This is a genomic window from Streptomyces silvae, assembly GCF_016745505.1.
GTDB classification, from domain to species: domain Bacteria; phylum Actinomycetota; class Actinomycetes; order Streptomycetales; family Streptomycetaceae; genus Streptomyces; species Streptomyces silvae.
On record NZ_JAERUC010000084.1, the window covers coordinates 25,068 to 37,494 of the forward strand.

Genomic DNA, 12,427 nt, shown 5'->3' on the forward strand with positions numbered 1-12,427 from the left:
ATCGATCACCCGACCGACGCACGCACGCCTGGGCGCACGGTCGTTCGAGGACCCCGCCGGACCTGCGCGCCCGGCGGGGCCTGGGGACGGAGCGGGGCGCGGGATCAGGTGAAGTTCACGTCGCTGCAGAGGAAGTACGTCTGGTCCATGTGCGACGCCTGCCAGATCGTGTAGACGACATGACGGCCGCTGAGCCCGGAGGTGCTCACCGGGATCTCGTAGTTCTGGCTGGGACCGTAGCTGCCCGTCTCGGCGACCAGCTGGAGGTCACCCCAGGTCAGCGCCTCCGTGGCGGGGTCGAAGCCCTGCCGGGTGACGTACACCTGTAAGTAGTCGGCGCCGTGGCTGGCCTGGTCGTAGAGCTTCACCGTGAAGTCACCGGTGATGTCCGTGGTCTTCCACGCGCCGACGGTGTCGAGGGAGTTGTACCGTCCGCTCTCCGTCCGGCCGCCGCTGCACAGCTGGCCGTCGGGTACGGCGGCCGGGAAGTTGCCCCCGGACCCGTTGCGGTAAAGGCCGTTCCAGTTCCACATGGCGTTCGGGTCGGCCTGCCAGGCCTGCCAGCACATGGGGTCTTCCTGCGCCATGGCCGGGTTCTGGAAGTCGTCGCCCCAGCGCAGCCAGCAGCCGTAATTGCGGGAGGCGGGATCGACGACGGAGCCGTGGGCGCTCGCGGTGCCGGTCCACGGCAGGAGGCAGAGGACGGCGGCGACGAACACGCCGCACAGGCGCAGCGCCCAGCCGCCTAAGTTGACGCGATCATGACAGACCATGGTGCGATCTCCATTCCGAGGGGAGGTGGGGGGATCCACCGGCGTGGGAGCGCTCCCGCGCCACTTGGGCTTTGCCCCGCCACTTCCGCCTCAAACATGCCCGTCGCGACATCACCAGTAATGCCGACGGCCTCCGACCGCGTGCCCCACGGCCCCCAGGATCCAGAGGGCGAGCCCGATCACGAGCAGGATGATCCCGATGGTCCACAGGACACCGACACCCGTCACCAGGCCGAGAATCAGAAGGATGGCTCCAATGATGATCATGGCTGCCTCCGGTCACCGCACCCCGTACGACGTAGGGGGATATCTGTGAGGATATGCCTGCGGGGGCCTCCATGCCCAGGGCGCTCCTTTACTTCTGTGAACGCCCGGATCCTTCTGCGTCAATCGCGGGGCAGCAGAGTTCCCAGCGGCCCGAGGTCCAGGTTGAGGTCCTCCGGCCGCACCCCGTGCTGCTCGCAGAGCTCCGCCATCCGCTGGTCGAGCATCATGAGCGTGGTGCCGATCTCGTCCACCTGGCCGTCGGTGAGGTCCCCCTGATCGATACGCCGGATGGCCTGCCGTTCCATCAACTGCCGCAGGAGCTCCACCACGGTGAGCACCAGGGCGACGAGGTCGCGCCCCAGCTGGTCCTTGTCGACGTCGAGCCGCGCGCCGGTCACAGCGGGCCTCCGTCCGCCCAGGGAGCGGGGACGCGCTCGTTGACGGACGACAGCAGGGCGTGGAGCGACACCCGGACGAGCGGAACGTCCGCGATCGCGATCACCAGGTCACCGCTGATCACCACACCCGTCGCGAGGAGCCGGTCCAGCAGGTCGACGAGCGGAACACCGATGGGGCCGCTCAACGGCTCGGGGTTGTCCCAGGGCACCACCTCGCGCTCCATCGCTACACCTCACCGACGAAGGAGTAGGGCACCCAGGGTCCGGAGACGTCGATCCGGGCACCGGTCGTGTTCCGCAGGGTCCGGGCGAGGACCTGGAGCTCCGCGCCGCGGTGGTCCGGCACCAGGTAGGTCGCGTTGAGCACCTGGGTGTGCCCCTTCCCCACGAGCTCGGGGGCGTGCAGCCGCAGCCTGCGCCCCGCGGCGGACAGGGCCCCGAACGCGGTCTCCACCGTTTCGGCGAGCCGCAGAGCATCCTCGTGCCGCCGCTCGCGCCGCGCCTGCACTCCTCGCTTCCGTTCCAGATAGGCGAGGCCGGCTCCCGGGGCGGGGCGGGAGCCGGCGGCCGGCGCCTCCGCTCGGGGCGGAGAGGGGCTCGGGTCGGGTGCCGGAAGGTCGGCCGTATACACCTTCACGCCCCACTCGGAGTGGCCCGCGGTGCGCTCCAGGGCGGTGCGGAAACGCTCGGTCTCGTCGAGGAGGGCCTGCCGGGCCCGGTCTTCCCCGTGGTAGAGCGTGGCGAGCGGGAGAGGGACGGTGGGGCAGCACGCCGCGGCTGCCGACACCACGTCGTGGTGCGCCCGTGCGTACCGTTCGAGTTCGTCCCGGTCCGCCATGCGGGCCTGCCAGACCTCGTCCGTGAAGTCGGCCGCTCTGACGGTCTGCACGATCGCCGTCAGTGCGCCGAACCGCAGCCGGCCCAGCGGTTGGCCTGCCGCGACGCCCGGCAGGCCTCCGAACGCCGCCGGGTCCGGTGCGTCGCACACCGCGAATACGTAGAGGGCGCTGTCGTCCGGCGCCTGGCCGGGTCCCCGCTCCGTCATCTGGTTCGACTCTCCCTGCTCATCAGTGGTCCGACGTCTCTTCCGTCTTCGACTCGAGCGCCTCGAGACGCTCGCGCAGTTCACGGTTCTCCTCCAGGAGGGAGTTACGGGCCGCGCGCGAGCTCAGTGCCGGATCCGTCTCCCACCAGTCGATTCCGGCCTTCTTCGCGGTGTCGACGGATGCCACGAACAGGCGAAGCCGGATGGTGAGCAGCTCGATGTCGAGGAGGTCGATCTTGATGTCACCCGCGATGACGATGCCCTTGTCGAGGACCCGTTCGAGGATGTCCGCGAGGTTGCTGTTCGGCGGCCCCGGGATGGGGTACGCCTCCCGTCCGAGGTCGAGATCCGTCACCTGGACGCCCTCCGTCCGCGACGCTTCCTCGGCGCGGGCGCCTCTTCTTCCTCGTCCTCTTCCTCTTCCTCCTCTTCGGGCTCCTCGTCCTCGTCTTCCTCTTCGTCCTCGTACTCGTCCTCGTACTCGTCCTCGTCCTCGGGCTCTTCCTCCTCGTCCTCCTCTTCCTCCTCGCCCTCCTCCGGCTCTTCCTCGTCCTCGTACTCGTCCTCTTCGGAGTCCTCGGGCTCCTCGTTCTCGGCTTCCTCCTTCTCCATGGCCTCCTCGTGCGACACGACGACTTCGCCGTCGCGAATTTCTCCGCGCCAGCCCTCGGGCTCTTCGTCGGTGAGCGTGACGAACTTCTGGAAGAGCTTGAAGTCGAGTCGCATGCGGCGGCCCTGCACCCGCCACAGGTTGCCCGTCTTCTCGAAGAAGCCGGAGGGGTAGTACTCCACCACCAGCACGATCCGGGTGAGGCTCGGCGCCAGTTCGTGGAAGCTGACGCACCCGCGGGTCGAGCCCTTGGCCCCTTCAGAGGTCCAGACGATGCGGTCGTCGGGCACCTGCTCCTGGACCGTGGCCTTGAATCCGCGTGAGGAGGGGCCGATCTTGACCTTCCAGTCGCTCGACATCTCCTCACTCATCGAGACGCTCTGCACGCCCTTGGTGAAGCCGCTGAACTCGTCGTACCGCGTCCAGTGGTCGTAGGCGGTGCGGAGAGGGATCCCTACGTCGAGGACCTCGATGATGTTCATGGACTTGCCGCCACCGGGCTTGCCCTTGCCGCCCCCGCCGCCTCCGCCGCCCCCGAAGGCGTCCTTGGCCTTGTCCACGACCTTGTCCTTGACGTCGCCGGCCTTCTCCGACATGAAGGCCTTCACCGGGGATTCGCCCTGCATCACGCGAGAGGCGATCGAGGGCAGCGAGCCGCCGTTCTCCGCCATGTCGGTGAGCTTCCCCGTGAGGCCGGTCAGCTTGTCGCCCGCCTTCTGCGCCAGCTTCTCCGTCTGCGCGCCGAGAAAGTTCGTGAACTCCCCGCGGAGACGGTCGAGACCCGACTCCTCCGCCTCGGGTTCTTCCTTGTCCGTCCTGGCCATGGCTGTCTACCTCCGCCGTTCGCCGCGCTGGGACGCGGTTCGCTTCGATGACGTCGTCTTCTTGGCTGAAGTGGTCTTCCGGGCCGACGACTTCTTGGCCGAGGCCGACTTCTTGGCAGGCGCCTTCTTCGCCGCGGACTTCTTCGCCGGGGCCGACTTCTTGGAGGGCGCGGACTTCTTCGAGGGCGCGGACTTCTTGGCAGGCGCGGCCTTCTTCTGCGCGGCCTTCTTGGCAGGGGCCGCCTTCTTGGCAGGGGCCTTCTTCGCCGCGGCCTTCTTCGGAGGCGTCTTCTTGGCGGGGGCCTTCTTCGCGGCGGGCTGCTTCTTCGCCGCCGCCTTCCTGCGGGCGCTCGGCCGAGGCTCCTCCGGTTCTTCCTCTTCTTCTTCGCCTTCTTCTTCTTCGTCTTCGTCTTCGTCCTCGTCCTCGTCTTCCTCGTCTTCTTCCTCGTCCTCCGGTTCCTCTTCTTCCTCGTCCTCGTACTCGGGCTCGTCGTCCTCGTACTCGCCCTCGTACTCCTCCTCGTCCTCTTCCTCCTCGTCGGGCTGCTCCCCCAGCCGCGCCGTCCGGTCGCTCAGGGCGTCGGCCAGCGAGTTCATGCGCCGGTCCGCCGCCGCCGTCAGCGCCTTGCGGCCCGATTCGAGGACCTCACCCTTCAACTGGTCCTGGAGTTCGGCGAACTGAGGCACCTCGCCCAGCCGCCGCATTCCTTCGGCGGCGAGCTGGCGCGGTTCCAGGCCGAAGCGCCTGCCCGCGAGATAGGTGGCGACGGAGATGGCCAGACGGCCCTTCTTCGTACGGCCGAGTACGTATCCGCCCACGACAGCCGCCGCGAGCGTCACCTTCGTCTGATCTTCCATGAGTAAGTCACCTTCGATGGTTCGGCGCGGGGTGGGCCCGTCCGGCGTACAGCCGGTCGAGCAGCTCCGCCTCTTCCCGTTCGAACTCCTCCAGGCCGACGTTGCCGTCCTCCAGCTCCTGGTTCAGTGCGGCGAGCTGTGCCCGGATCACGCCGGGGTCGTGCAGCTCGCGGTCGGCAGCGTCGTTGACCTTCTCCGCGACCCAGATCACGCCGCGGACCGGCGCGAGGGGCAGCATGAGCAGGCCGGTGAAAAGTCCCATGTCAGACCCTTGCGGCCGTCGGCCGCAGTCCGCTGGAGGCGACGAAGCTGTAGCAGGGCAGCGGCCCCGCGACGCGGATCTCGGCGCGGTCCCGGTGGGCGTCGGCGAACTTGCGCACCGTCGCCCTGAAGGCGTCGCTCTCGTCCCGGTCGACCAGGAACGACACGTTGAACGCGCATCCGTGGACCTCCGGCCCGGGGGCCACCGCACGGGCCAGGGGCGTCAGTCGGTGGAGCAGCGTGTTCCCCGCCTCGGCGGCCCGGCGGGACAGAGCGGTGGCCACGGCCTCACCGAGCCGCACGTTCGCCTCGTACCCGGGACGCCGGCGGACCTCCTCACGCAGACGCCGTACGTTCTTCTCCTCGGCGACGACGGCGGCGAGCGAGTCCTGGGCGGGGAGCGCCTTCACGTTGAGCTCCACGCCCCGGCCGAGGTGGCGGAGGGTCGCGAGGTGCTCGGTCTCCGCTCCGGCCAGCTGGGCAGTGACCGAAGCCTCGTCCGGCGCGACCACGCCGAACCTCATGGGCAGTACCGGGCCACCGTCCGAGAGGCGCAGCAGCACATCCTGATGTGCCATCAGATCGCGTCGTCGCGCACGAAGTTGCGGTGGTGCCTCGCTCACGACGGCGGTGACCCGCCCGTCTCCGGCCAGTCGCAGTGGGGCCGGGGGGCTGCCCACGCCGGCCGCGCCGGCCGGGAGTGCCGCTCCCGCCGGGATGATCGCGTACACGTACACGCCGTTCTCGGTCACGGCTCAGGCCTCCGCACGTCGGCGTCGGCTCGCCCCGTCACGCGCGGGCGCGCGGCGCTTCTTCGGCCGCTCCTCGTCCTCGTCGTCGTCGCTGCCACCGGCGCCCACCGCGCTGCGGACGGTGTCACCGACGGACTCGGCGGCCCTGCGGACCTTGCGCTTGCCGACCGACTTGGCGACGCCTCCGCCGAGCAGCTCGGGGACGGTGGTGCTGCCCGAGTCGCGTTCCAGGTCGAGCCGGTTGCACGCCTCGGCGAAGCGCAGGTAGGTGTCCACGCTCGCCACGACGATGCGCGCGTCTATCTTGAGGATCTCGATGCCGACCAGTGAGACCCGGATGAACACGTCGATGACCATGCCCCGGTCGAGGATGAGTTCGAGGACGTCGTAGAGCGTGCCTGCCCTGGGCGCGCAGGGGACGACTTCGTCGGCGTACATGGTTGGGGTCATGGGGGTGTTCCTTCCGGGTGACGGTGAGAGGCGGAACGGGTCATTCGTCGGCGGAGCCGCGCCTGTAGCGGCGGACCCTGCTGTACTCCACGAGTTCGCCCCGCTCGTCGACCTGCACCTCGTAGGAGGCCAGCAGACTCGTGGTGTCCGGGATGCGGGGCACTTCGAGTACGTCGACGACGACACACCATCCGTCGTCGTTCCGCCGTACGGCCGAGACCCCCTCGGCGGGGTGACAGATCAGCCTTTCCAGGCTCTCGCTGGCAGCACGGGCAGCGTGCTCGGGGCCGCGGCGGGAGGAGGCGCGGGGGGCGGCCGTCTTGGTCCCCGTCCTGGCCGCCGACTTGGCCGCCGTTTTCGCTGTGTGCCCGGAACGGGCTCGACGATTCTCTGCCATGGGATCCAGTCTGGTCAGGATCGGTTCCGCCGCACCTCGACCGCGGACCGGCGGCCGGCGGAGGCACTCACCCTTTCGCCGTTCCGGCGGGACGCGGCGCCCTGGGCCCGTGCACAGTCGTAGACATGAGCGAGAGCCGTGGCCCCACCGGGCCCGATGAGGAGCACGTACGGCCGTCAGGGGTGGACGACACGACCGTCGAGGCGCTCGGGGCGCTGGCGGAGGCGTTGGAGGGGGTGGAGCGCGCGCGGGGTCAGCTCTACGGATTCCATCAGCTCACGGGCGGTGCGGACCTGACGCTGGACCGGGCGGTCGAACTGCTCCGGATGGGTGGCCACGCGGAGCAGGCCGATCTGGTGGAGCGGGAGATCCTGGGCCGCAACGTGATTCCTGGCTGCTGGACCTTCCAGATCGTCGAGGCGTACGACGACACGTACTACCGGCCGTTCGTCGCGGTCGAGGAGCGGGTGCGCCGGGAGCTCGTGGGAGGGCGGCGTCATCTCTACGAGGCGGAGATGAAGGAAGCCCGCCGTACGCACGGGCACCCCCAGCACACCGCGCGGCCGTGACCGTGGATCCGGGGGACGCCCTGCGGCGGATCGCGTTCCTCCTGGAGCGGTCCCAGGCCGCGACGTACCGCGTGAAGGCCTTCCGTACGGCGGCGGAGGCGGTCGGGTCCATGGGCGGGGAGGAGGTCGCCCAGCGGGTGGCGCACGGCTCGCTGGAGACGGTGCGCGGCATCGGGCCGAAGACCGCCAAGGTGATCCGTGAGGCGGTGGAGGGCGCGACGCCCGCGTATCTCCAGGCACTTGAGGAGGAGGCGTCGGCGCCGTTGGCCTCGGGCGGCGAGACCCTCCTCGCGGCGCTGCGCGGTGACTGCCACATGCACTCGGACTGGTCCGACGGGGGCAGTCCGATCGCGGAGATGGGCAGGACGGCGGCCGAGCTGGGCCATGAGTGGGCGGTGCTCACGGACCACTCCCCCAGGCTGACCGTGGCCAACGGCCTCTCGACCGAGCGCCTCCTCGACCAGTTGTCCGTGGTGGCGGAGCTCAACGAGCGGTGGGCGCCCTTCCGGCTGCTCACCGGCATCGAGTGCGACATCCTCGACGACGGCTCGCTGGACCAGGATCCCGAGGTGCTGGAGCGGCTCGACGTGGTGGTCGTCTCGGTCCATTCGAAGCTGCGCATGGACGCGGCGGCGATGACCGAGCGGATGCTCGCCGCCGTACGGAATCCGCACGCGGACATCCTGGGGCACTGCACGGGGCGGCTCCTCGGCGGGAAGAAGCGGCCCGAGTCGCAGTTCGACGCGGAGCGGGTCTTCGCGGCGTGCGCCGAGGCCGGTACGGCGGTCGAGATCAACTGCCGTCCGGAGCGGCTCGATCCTCCGCGTGACCTGCTGCGGAAGGCGGTTGCCTCCGGTGCTCTCCTCTCGGTCGACACCGACGCGCACGCACCGGGCCAGCTGGACTGGCAGCCCTACGGGTGCGCGCGGGCGGAGGAGTGCGGGGTGCCCGTGGACCGTGTCGTGACCACCTGGCCCGTGGAGCGGCTCCTGGAGTGGGCGCGGGAGAATTCCGGCGGATAGCGGCCCGCTCCGGGGTGCGCTGGCGTGGACAGGCTGGTCTCGGCCGTTCGGCGTAGAGTCGATCACGGTTGTCCATGTGACTCCGGGGCATGCCGGGGCAGGAGGAAAGCCATGTCACCTCACCGAACGGGCCCTTCCCTTCCGCGCGCACGCGGGGTGCTGTCCGCAGGCGTGACCGGCTATCTGCGGGACGAGGGCGCGCTGCCCGATCCTGATGCCGCCCGGAACGCCGATCCCTACGGCGACGACCTTCAGCTCGCCCTCTACGTCTGCTACGAGCTCCACTACCGCGGGTTCGACGGCGTACGCCCCGAGCTGGAGTGGGATCCACCCCTGCTCGCGGTCCGCGCCGCGATGGAGGACCGTTTCCTCACGGCGCTTCGGCACGACGCCCCGGTGGAATCGAGCCTGGACGAGGTGCTGGACGGTCTTCTCGTGGAACCGGTCCGGGGCACCGGCGTCTCGTGGTTCCTCCAGGACCGGGGCGAGCTGCGCCACCTGCGTGCGTACGCGGCACAGCGTTCGCTGTACCACCTCAAGGAGGCCGATCCGCACGCCTGGGTGCTGCCGCGGCTCAGTGGCCGGGCCAAGGCGGGCATGGCGGCGATCGAGTACGACGAGTTCGGCGGCGGGCGCGCGGACCGTGTCCACGCCCAACTGTTCGCCGACCTCATGACCGACCTGGGTCTCGACACGACGTACGGCCGGTATCTGGACGAGGGCTGCGCGCCCATGCTGACCCTGGTGAACCTGATGTCGCTGTTCGGCCTGCACCGGCGGCTGCGCGGAGCGCTGGTGGGCCACTTCGCCGCGGTCGAGATCACCTCCTCCCCCGCGTCGCGGCGCCTCGCCGATGCGATGAAGCGCACCGGTGCGGGTCCGGCGGCGGAGTTCTTCTACACCGAGCACGTCGAGGCGGACGCGGTGCACGAGCAGGTGGTGCGCCGTGACGTGATCGGCGGACTGCTCGAGGACGAACCCGGGCTGGCGGCCGACATCACCTTCGGCATCACCGCCACCTCGTTCGTCGAGGACCGGCTCGGGGACCGGCTGCTCACGGACTGGCAGGCCTGAGACGGCACTCCTGATCCGTACCGCCGGCGAACACCGAATGGAGTCGCAGATGTCCGCAGACGTGGCCGAGGGCACCCCTGCCGCCCGCATGATGACCCTTCCCGGGGTGTACGCGCCCCAGCACGACACCCGGCTGCTCATGGCGGCCCTGAACCGCGAGGAGATCGGCCCGGGCACCGAGGTCCTGGATGTCGGCACGGGCAGTGGCGCCCTCGCTCTGCACGCGGCGCGGCTCGGGGCGCGGGTGACCGCGGTGGATGTGGCGCGGCGCGCCGTGGCGACCGCCCGTCTGAACGCGCTGCTGCACCGTCGGCGTATCACCGTACGGCGCAGTGATCTCCTCGCGGCGCTGCCCGGCCGCTCCTACGACCTGGTGATCTGCAACCCGCCCTACGTCCCGTCGCCGCTGGGCCGGCTCCCCGGGCACGGGGCGGCGCGGGCGTGGGAAGCGGGGCGTGACGGCCGGGCGATCCTCGACCGGGTCTGCGAGACCGCTCCGGCCGCACTCCGTCCCGGAGGGCGTCTCCTGCTCGTCCACTCGGGCCTGTGCGACAGCGAGGTGACCCTGCGGCGCCTGTCGGATGCCGGGCTCCGGGCGCATGTCAGTGACCGCGCTCTGGTCCCGCTCGGGCCGGTGCTGCGCTCCCGACTGCGGTGGCTCCGGGAGACGGGGCTGGTCGACGACGGGGCTACGGCCGAGGAACTGGTGGTCATCCGTGCCGAACACGCCTGAGCACCCGTGCCGGATCACCCTCGGCGACGAGGGGCCGCTGCTGGTGGAGGGGCCGGTCGAAGTCACCTGTGCCGACGGCAGCGTGGCGGTCTCCGACCGGTTCGTCGTGGCCCTCTGCATGTGCCGGCGCAGCCGGATGTACCCGTGGTGCGACACCAGCCACCGGCGCCGTACGAAGCCGGGCGAGGGGCCCCGCCGGTCGGCGGACTGAGTCCCTCACTCCTCGGCGCGCAGCCGCGTCCGCTTCACCCCGCGCAGCCGGCGGGAGACCTCCCGGAGCCGCGGGTGGCGTTCGTGGGCCTCGGCGGACCGGCGGTCCAGCTCTTCGGCCAGGCGCTCCGTGCGCTTGTCGATGTCGAGTTCGTCCAGGATGCGGTCGACCTCCGCGAGCAGCGCGCCGTGCAGCTGCCACTGCCTGGGGTGTTCCTGGACGTCCTCGAGCAGCAGATCCGCCACCCGGTCGCGGGTCGCACGGCTCCGGGCAAGGGCGTCGGCCAGGCGCTCCTCGGCCTCCTCGCCGCTCTCGGCCATCGGCGTGGTGATCATCAGAGCGAATCCCTCGATGGCGTCGGACATGTGCCCGAACAACTCCCTGAGGTCCGTGGCCACGTCCTCGGGGAAGAGCGTCTCCTCGGTACGCGCCTTGGCGAGGTCGGTCAGCGTACGGGTCAGGACGCGCAGCACCACGGCGCAGATCTCCAGCGTGTCGAGCCCGGTCCGCAGGACGACGCGGTAGAGCAGGCCCTGTTTGACGCGGGGGTTGAGCCTGAGGCTCTCCTCGGCCTGCCGCAGGGACGCGTCGACCTCCACGATGTCGTGGTCGAGGCGGCGGGCTTCGTGCAGGCGCGCGGCGGCCTCGCGTACGGGGTGGTTGCCGCCGATCTCGTCGCCCAAGGCCCGGAACATCCTTCCCATGCGCTCCCCCAGGCCTCCGATGGAGGCGCCCGCCGACTCGACCCAGACGGGCGGCGCCAGCAGGAGGTTGAAGAGCAGGCCGACCCCGGCGCCGATCAGTGTCTCCAGCACGCGTTCCCAGGCGGTGGCGGCGACCTGGGACACGCCGAGGACCAGCATCGCGCTGATCGCCACCTCGGGCACGAACTCGTTGACCCTGACCAGCCGGCCGATCAGCAGTGAGGTGAAGATGGTCAGGCCGAGGCTCCACCAGCTCAGACCGACCAGGGAGCTGAATCCGCTGGCGATCAGGACCCCGACGACGACGGCGTTCACACGCCGGATCCCGGTGGTGAGCGTGGCGTAGAGCGTCACCTGCACCACGAGGAGCGCGGTGAGGGGCGCGGTCAGAGGCGCGGGATGCGGGGCGGGCAGGACCGTCTGGGCCACCGCGAAGGCGATGACGGCCGCCGCCGTCGACCGCAGCGTCTGGGCCGCGGCCGGTTCGGTGGTGCGCTGGACGAGTTTGACGACGGGTTCGGGTGCGGCGACTGCTGGCATGCCTAGACGGTGCCCCGTTCCGCTGCCCCGCAGCGCTTCGGGCGCCGGTCGGACTCCGTACGGACGTACGCGTGCCGCCGTCGGCTCCGGGCTCGCGGTGGCGCGCCTCGCGGTCACGCGCGCACGGAGGGATGGTGGAGACATGGCTATCTCACTCACGCCCCCCACCGAGACACCTCCGGCGGAGGGCTGCATCAGCGAAGCGCACGTGGAACGGGCGGACGGAGGGATCTGGGAGCACCCGGTCTTCTGGGCGGCTTTGATACTGCTGGGCTCGATCATCGTCGCGGGGTACTTCATCGCGCGGATCTTCGGCTTCGCGTGAGCACCCGGCGGACTCTGGACACGCTGCTGGAGCGGCACGGCACCACGTACGCGGCCGAGGCGGGCATCCGGCTGCGTGACACCCCGCAGCCGCTGTACCAGCTGCTCGTCCTGAGTCTTCTGCTGAGCGCGCGGATCCGTGCGGACATCGCGGTGGCCTCCGCCCGGGCGCTCTTCTCGCACCGGCTGCGCACTCCGCGCCGGATGGCCGACGCCACCTGGCAGGAGCGCGTCGACGCGCTGGGCGAGGGCGGCTACCGGCGGTACGACGAACGGACGGCGACGCAGCTGGGGGACGGCGCGCTGCTCCTGCTCGACACGTACGGCGGGGACCTGCGGCGTCTGCGGCGGGAGGCCGACGGCGACATGGACAGGCTGCGCGCGGGCCTTCGGGGCTTCCCCGGCATCGGGCCGGCGGGTGCCGACATCTTCCTGCGCGAGGTGCAGACGGTGTGGCCCGAGGCGTCGCCCTATCTCGACGCGAAGGCGCTCCAGGGAGCGGAACGGCTCGGTCTGCCCGCCACCCCGGACAAGCTCGTCCGGCTGGCGAAGGGCGAGGACCCGGCTGTGCTCGCCGCGGCCCTGGTGAGGAGCGCGCTGGACAAGGGCTGAGCC

Annotated in this window: 20 protein-coding genes; 7 read left to right on the plus strand and 13 right to left on the minus strand. The window is 70.6% G+C overall.

Annotated features, from left to right (window positions below; genetic code table 11):
- Positions 1 to 104 precede the first annotated feature (104 nt).
- The 12 genes from JKV81_RS12085 to JKV81_RS12140 form a co-directional block, all read right to left on the minus strand.
- Positions 105 to 773: a lytic polysaccharide monooxygenase auxiliary activity family 9 protein gene (locus tag JKV81_RS12085; RefSeq protein ID WP_202075815.1), complete on the minus strand. Its 669-nt coding sequence runs from the start codon at positions 771 to 773 to the stop codon at positions 105 to 107.
- A 111-nt stretch (positions 774 to 884) separates the two neighbouring features.
- Positions 885 to 1,040, minus strand: coding sequence for a DUF6131 family protein (locus JKV81_RS12090; protein ID WP_099177085.1), 156 nt, complete (start codon positions 1,038 to 1,040; stop codon positions 885 to 887).
- Between the two features lie 119 nt (positions 1,041 to 1,159).
- Positions 1,160 to 1,438 carry a gas vesicle protein K gene (locus JKV81_RS12095; RefSeq protein ID WP_129260115.1) on the minus strand — a complete coding sequence of 93 codons (279 nt, stop codon included), beginning with the start codon at positions 1,436 to 1,438 and terminating at the stop codon, positions 1,160 to 1,162.
- Positions 1,435 to 1,662 (minus strand): gas vesicle protein, encoded by a 228-nt coding sequence (locus tag JKV81_RS12100; protein WP_129260114.1) that lies wholly within the window; start codon positions 1,660 to 1,662, stop codon positions 1,435 to 1,437. Before JKV81_RS12100 ends, JKV81_RS12095 begins: the two co-directional genes overlap by 4 nt.
- 2 nt (positions 1,663 to 1,664) lie before the next feature.
- Positions 1,665 to 2,483 (minus strand): GvpL/GvpF family gas vesicle protein, encoded by an 819-nt coding sequence (locus JKV81_RS12105; RefSeq protein ID WP_129260113.1) that lies wholly within the window; start codon positions 2,481 to 2,483, stop codon positions 1,665 to 1,667.
- Positions 2,484 to 2,505: 22 nt separating this feature from the next.
- Positions 2,506 to 2,838 carry a gas vesicle protein gene (locus JKV81_RS12110; RefSeq protein WP_129260112.1) on the minus strand — a complete coding sequence of 111 codons (333 nt, stop codon included), beginning with the start codon at positions 2,836 to 2,838 and terminating at the stop codon, positions 2,506 to 2,508.
- Positions 2,835 to 3,917, minus strand: coding sequence for an SRPBCC family protein (locus JKV81_RS12115; RefSeq protein WP_202075818.1), 1,083 nt, complete (start codon positions 3,915 to 3,917; stop codon positions 2,835 to 2,837). Before JKV81_RS12115 ends, JKV81_RS12110 begins: the two co-directional genes overlap by 4 nt.
- A gap of 6 nt (positions 3,918 to 3,923) precedes the next feature.
- On the minus strand, positions 3,924 to 4,775 hold the full coding sequence (locus JKV81_RS12120; protein WP_202075821.1) for a histone protein: 852 nt from the start codon (positions 4,773 to 4,775) through the stop codon (positions 3,924 to 3,926).
- Positions 4,776 to 4,782: 7 nt separating this feature from the next.
- Positions 4,783 to 5,037 (minus strand): gas vesicle protein GvpG, encoded by a 255-nt coding sequence (locus JKV81_RS12125; RefSeq protein ID WP_099177078.1) that lies wholly within the window; start codon positions 5,035 to 5,037, stop codon positions 4,783 to 4,785.
- 1 nt (position 5,038) lies between these two features.
- Positions 5,039 to 5,788, minus strand: coding sequence for a GvpL/GvpF family gas vesicle protein (locus JKV81_RS12130; protein WP_129260109.1), 750 nt, complete (start codon positions 5,786 to 5,788; stop codon positions 5,039 to 5,041).
- A gap of 3 nt (positions 5,789 to 5,791) precedes the next feature.
- The gene (locus tag JKV81_RS12135) at positions 5,792 to 6,238 is read right to left on the minus strand and encodes a gas vesicle structural protein GvpA (RefSeq protein WP_129260108.1); all 447 of its coding nucleotides are present in this window, start codon (positions 6,236 to 6,238) and stop codon (positions 5,792 to 5,794) included.
- 40 nt (positions 6,239 to 6,278) lie between these two features.
- On the minus strand, positions 6,279 to 6,635 hold the full coding sequence (locus JKV81_RS12140) for a gas vesicle protein GvpO (RefSeq protein ID WP_129260107.1): 357 nt from the start codon (positions 6,633 to 6,635) through the stop codon (positions 6,279 to 6,281).
- 125 nt (positions 6,636 to 6,760) lie between these two features.
- Here JKV81_RS12140 and JKV81_RS12145 point away from each other — a divergent pair, with 125 nt between their 5' ends.
- The 5 genes from JKV81_RS12145 to JKV81_RS12165 all read left to right on the plus strand — a co-directional run bounded on the left by JKV81_RS12145 (position 6,761) and on the right by JKV81_RS12165 (position 10,244).
- Positions 6,761 to 7,204, plus strand: coding sequence for a hypothetical protein (locus JKV81_RS12145; RefSeq protein WP_129260106.1), 444 nt, complete (start codon positions 6,761 to 6,763; stop codon positions 7,202 to 7,204).
- 2 nt (positions 7,205 to 7,206) lie between these two features.
- A complete protein-coding gene (locus tag JKV81_RS12150; RefSeq protein ID WP_129260242.1) occupies positions 7,207 to 8,226 on the plus strand; it encodes a PHP domain-containing protein in 1,020 nt (339 codons plus the stop codon).
- A 111-nt stretch (positions 8,227 to 8,337) separates the two neighbouring features.
- Complete coding sequence (locus JKV81_RS12155) at positions 8,338 to 9,300, plus strand: iron-containing redox enzyme family protein (RefSeq protein ID WP_129260105.1); 963 nt, start codon at positions 8,338 to 8,340, stop codon at positions 9,298 to 9,300.
- A gap of 49 nt (positions 9,301 to 9,349) precedes the next feature.
- Positions 9,350 to 10,033 carry a HemK2/MTQ2 family protein methyltransferase gene (locus JKV81_RS12160; RefSeq protein WP_129260104.1) on the plus strand — a complete coding sequence of 228 codons (684 nt, stop codon included), beginning with the start codon at positions 9,350 to 9,352 and terminating at the stop codon, positions 10,031 to 10,033.
- The gene (locus JKV81_RS12165; protein WP_202075823.1) at positions 10,017 to 10,244 is read left to right on the plus strand and encodes a CDGSH iron-sulfur domain-containing protein; all 228 of its coding nucleotides are present in this window, start codon (positions 10,017 to 10,019) and stop codon (positions 10,242 to 10,244) included. Before JKV81_RS12160 ends, JKV81_RS12165 begins: the two co-directional genes overlap by 17 nt.
- A 5-nt stretch (positions 10,245 to 10,249) precedes the next feature.
- Here the strand turns inward: JKV81_RS12165 and JKV81_RS12170 are convergent, their stop codons facing one another.
- Positions 10,250 to 11,488 carry an FUSC family protein gene (locus tag JKV81_RS12170; protein WP_129260102.1) on the minus strand — a complete coding sequence of 413 codons (1,239 nt, stop codon included), beginning with the start codon at positions 11,486 to 11,488 and terminating at the stop codon, positions 10,250 to 10,252.
- A gap of 142 nt (positions 11,489 to 11,630) precedes the next feature.
- Here JKV81_RS12170 and JKV81_RS12175 point away from each other — a divergent pair, with 142 nt between their 5' ends.
- Together JKV81_RS12175 and JKV81_RS12180 are read left to right on the plus strand one after the other, a co-directional pair.
- The gene (locus JKV81_RS12175; RefSeq protein ID WP_129260101.1) at positions 11,631 to 11,813 is read left to right on the plus strand and encodes a hypothetical protein; all 183 of its coding nucleotides are present in this window, start codon (positions 11,631 to 11,633) and stop codon (positions 11,811 to 11,813) included.
- Positions 11,810 to 12,424: an endonuclease gene (locus JKV81_RS12180; protein WP_129260100.1), complete on the plus strand. Its 615-nt coding sequence runs from the start codon at positions 11,810 to 11,812 to the stop codon at positions 12,422 to 12,424. The genes JKV81_RS12175 and JKV81_RS12180 overlap by 4 nt, the downstream gene beginning before the upstream one ends.
- Positions 12,425 to 12,427 lie beyond the last annotated feature (3 nt).

Excerpts from the sequence above, each read along its gene's own strand:
- JKV81_RS12155 (WP_129260105.1), top strand. The coding sequence starts at position 8,338 with ATGTCACCTCACCGAACGGGCCCTTCCCTTCCGCGCGCACGCGGGGTG.
- JKV81_RS12170 (WP_129260102.1), bottom strand. The coding sequence starts at position 11,488 with ATGCCAGCAGTCGCCGCACCCGAACCCGTCGTCAAACTCGTCCAGCGC.
- JKV81_RS12120 (WP_202075821.1), bottom strand. The coding sequence starts at position 4,775 with ATGGAAGATCAGACGAAGGTGACGCTCGCGGCGGCTGTCGTGGGCGGA.
- JKV81_RS12100 (WP_129260114.1), bottom strand. The coding sequence starts at position 1,662 with ATGGAGCGCGAGGTGGTGCCCTGGGACAACCCCGAGCCGTTGAGCGGC.
- JKV81_RS12085 (WP_202075815.1), bottom strand. The coding sequence starts at position 773 with ATGGTCTGTCATGATCGCGTCAACTTAGGCGGCTGGGCGCTGCGCCTG.
- JKV81_RS12125 (WP_099177078.1), bottom strand. The coding sequence starts at position 5,037 with ATGGGACTTTTCACCGGCCTGCTCATGCTGCCCCTCGCGCCGGTCCGC.
- JKV81_RS12175 (WP_129260101.1), top strand. The coding sequence starts at position 11,631 with ATGGCTATCTCACTCACGCCCCCCACCGAGACACCTCCGGCGGAGGGC.
- JKV81_RS12105 (WP_129260113.1), bottom strand. The coding sequence starts at position 2,483 with ATGACGGAGCGGGGACCCGGCCAGGCGCCGGACGACAGCGCCCTCTAC.
- JKV81_RS12140 (WP_129260107.1), bottom strand. The coding sequence starts at position 6,635 with ATGGCAGAGAATCGTCGAGCCCGTTCCGGGCACACAGCGAAAACGGCG.
- JKV81_RS12115 (WP_202075818.1), bottom strand. The coding sequence starts at position 3,917 with ATGGCCAGGACGGACAAGGAAGAACCCGAGGCGGAGGAGTCGGGTCTC.
- JKV81_RS12135 (WP_129260108.1), bottom strand. The coding sequence starts at position 6,238 with ATGACCCCAACCATGTACGCCGACGAAGTCGTCCCCTGCGCGCCCAGG.
- JKV81_RS12160 (WP_129260104.1), top strand. The coding sequence starts at position 9,350 with ATGTCCGCAGACGTGGCCGAGGGCACCCCTGCCGCCCGCATGATGACC.
- JKV81_RS12145 (WP_129260106.1), top strand. The coding sequence starts at position 6,761 with ATGAGCGAGAGCCGTGGCCCCACCGGGCCCGATGAGGAGCACGTACGG.
- JKV81_RS12090 (WP_099177085.1), bottom strand. The coding sequence starts at position 1,040 with ATGATCATCATTGGAGCCATCCTTCTGATTCTCGGCCTGGTGACGGGT.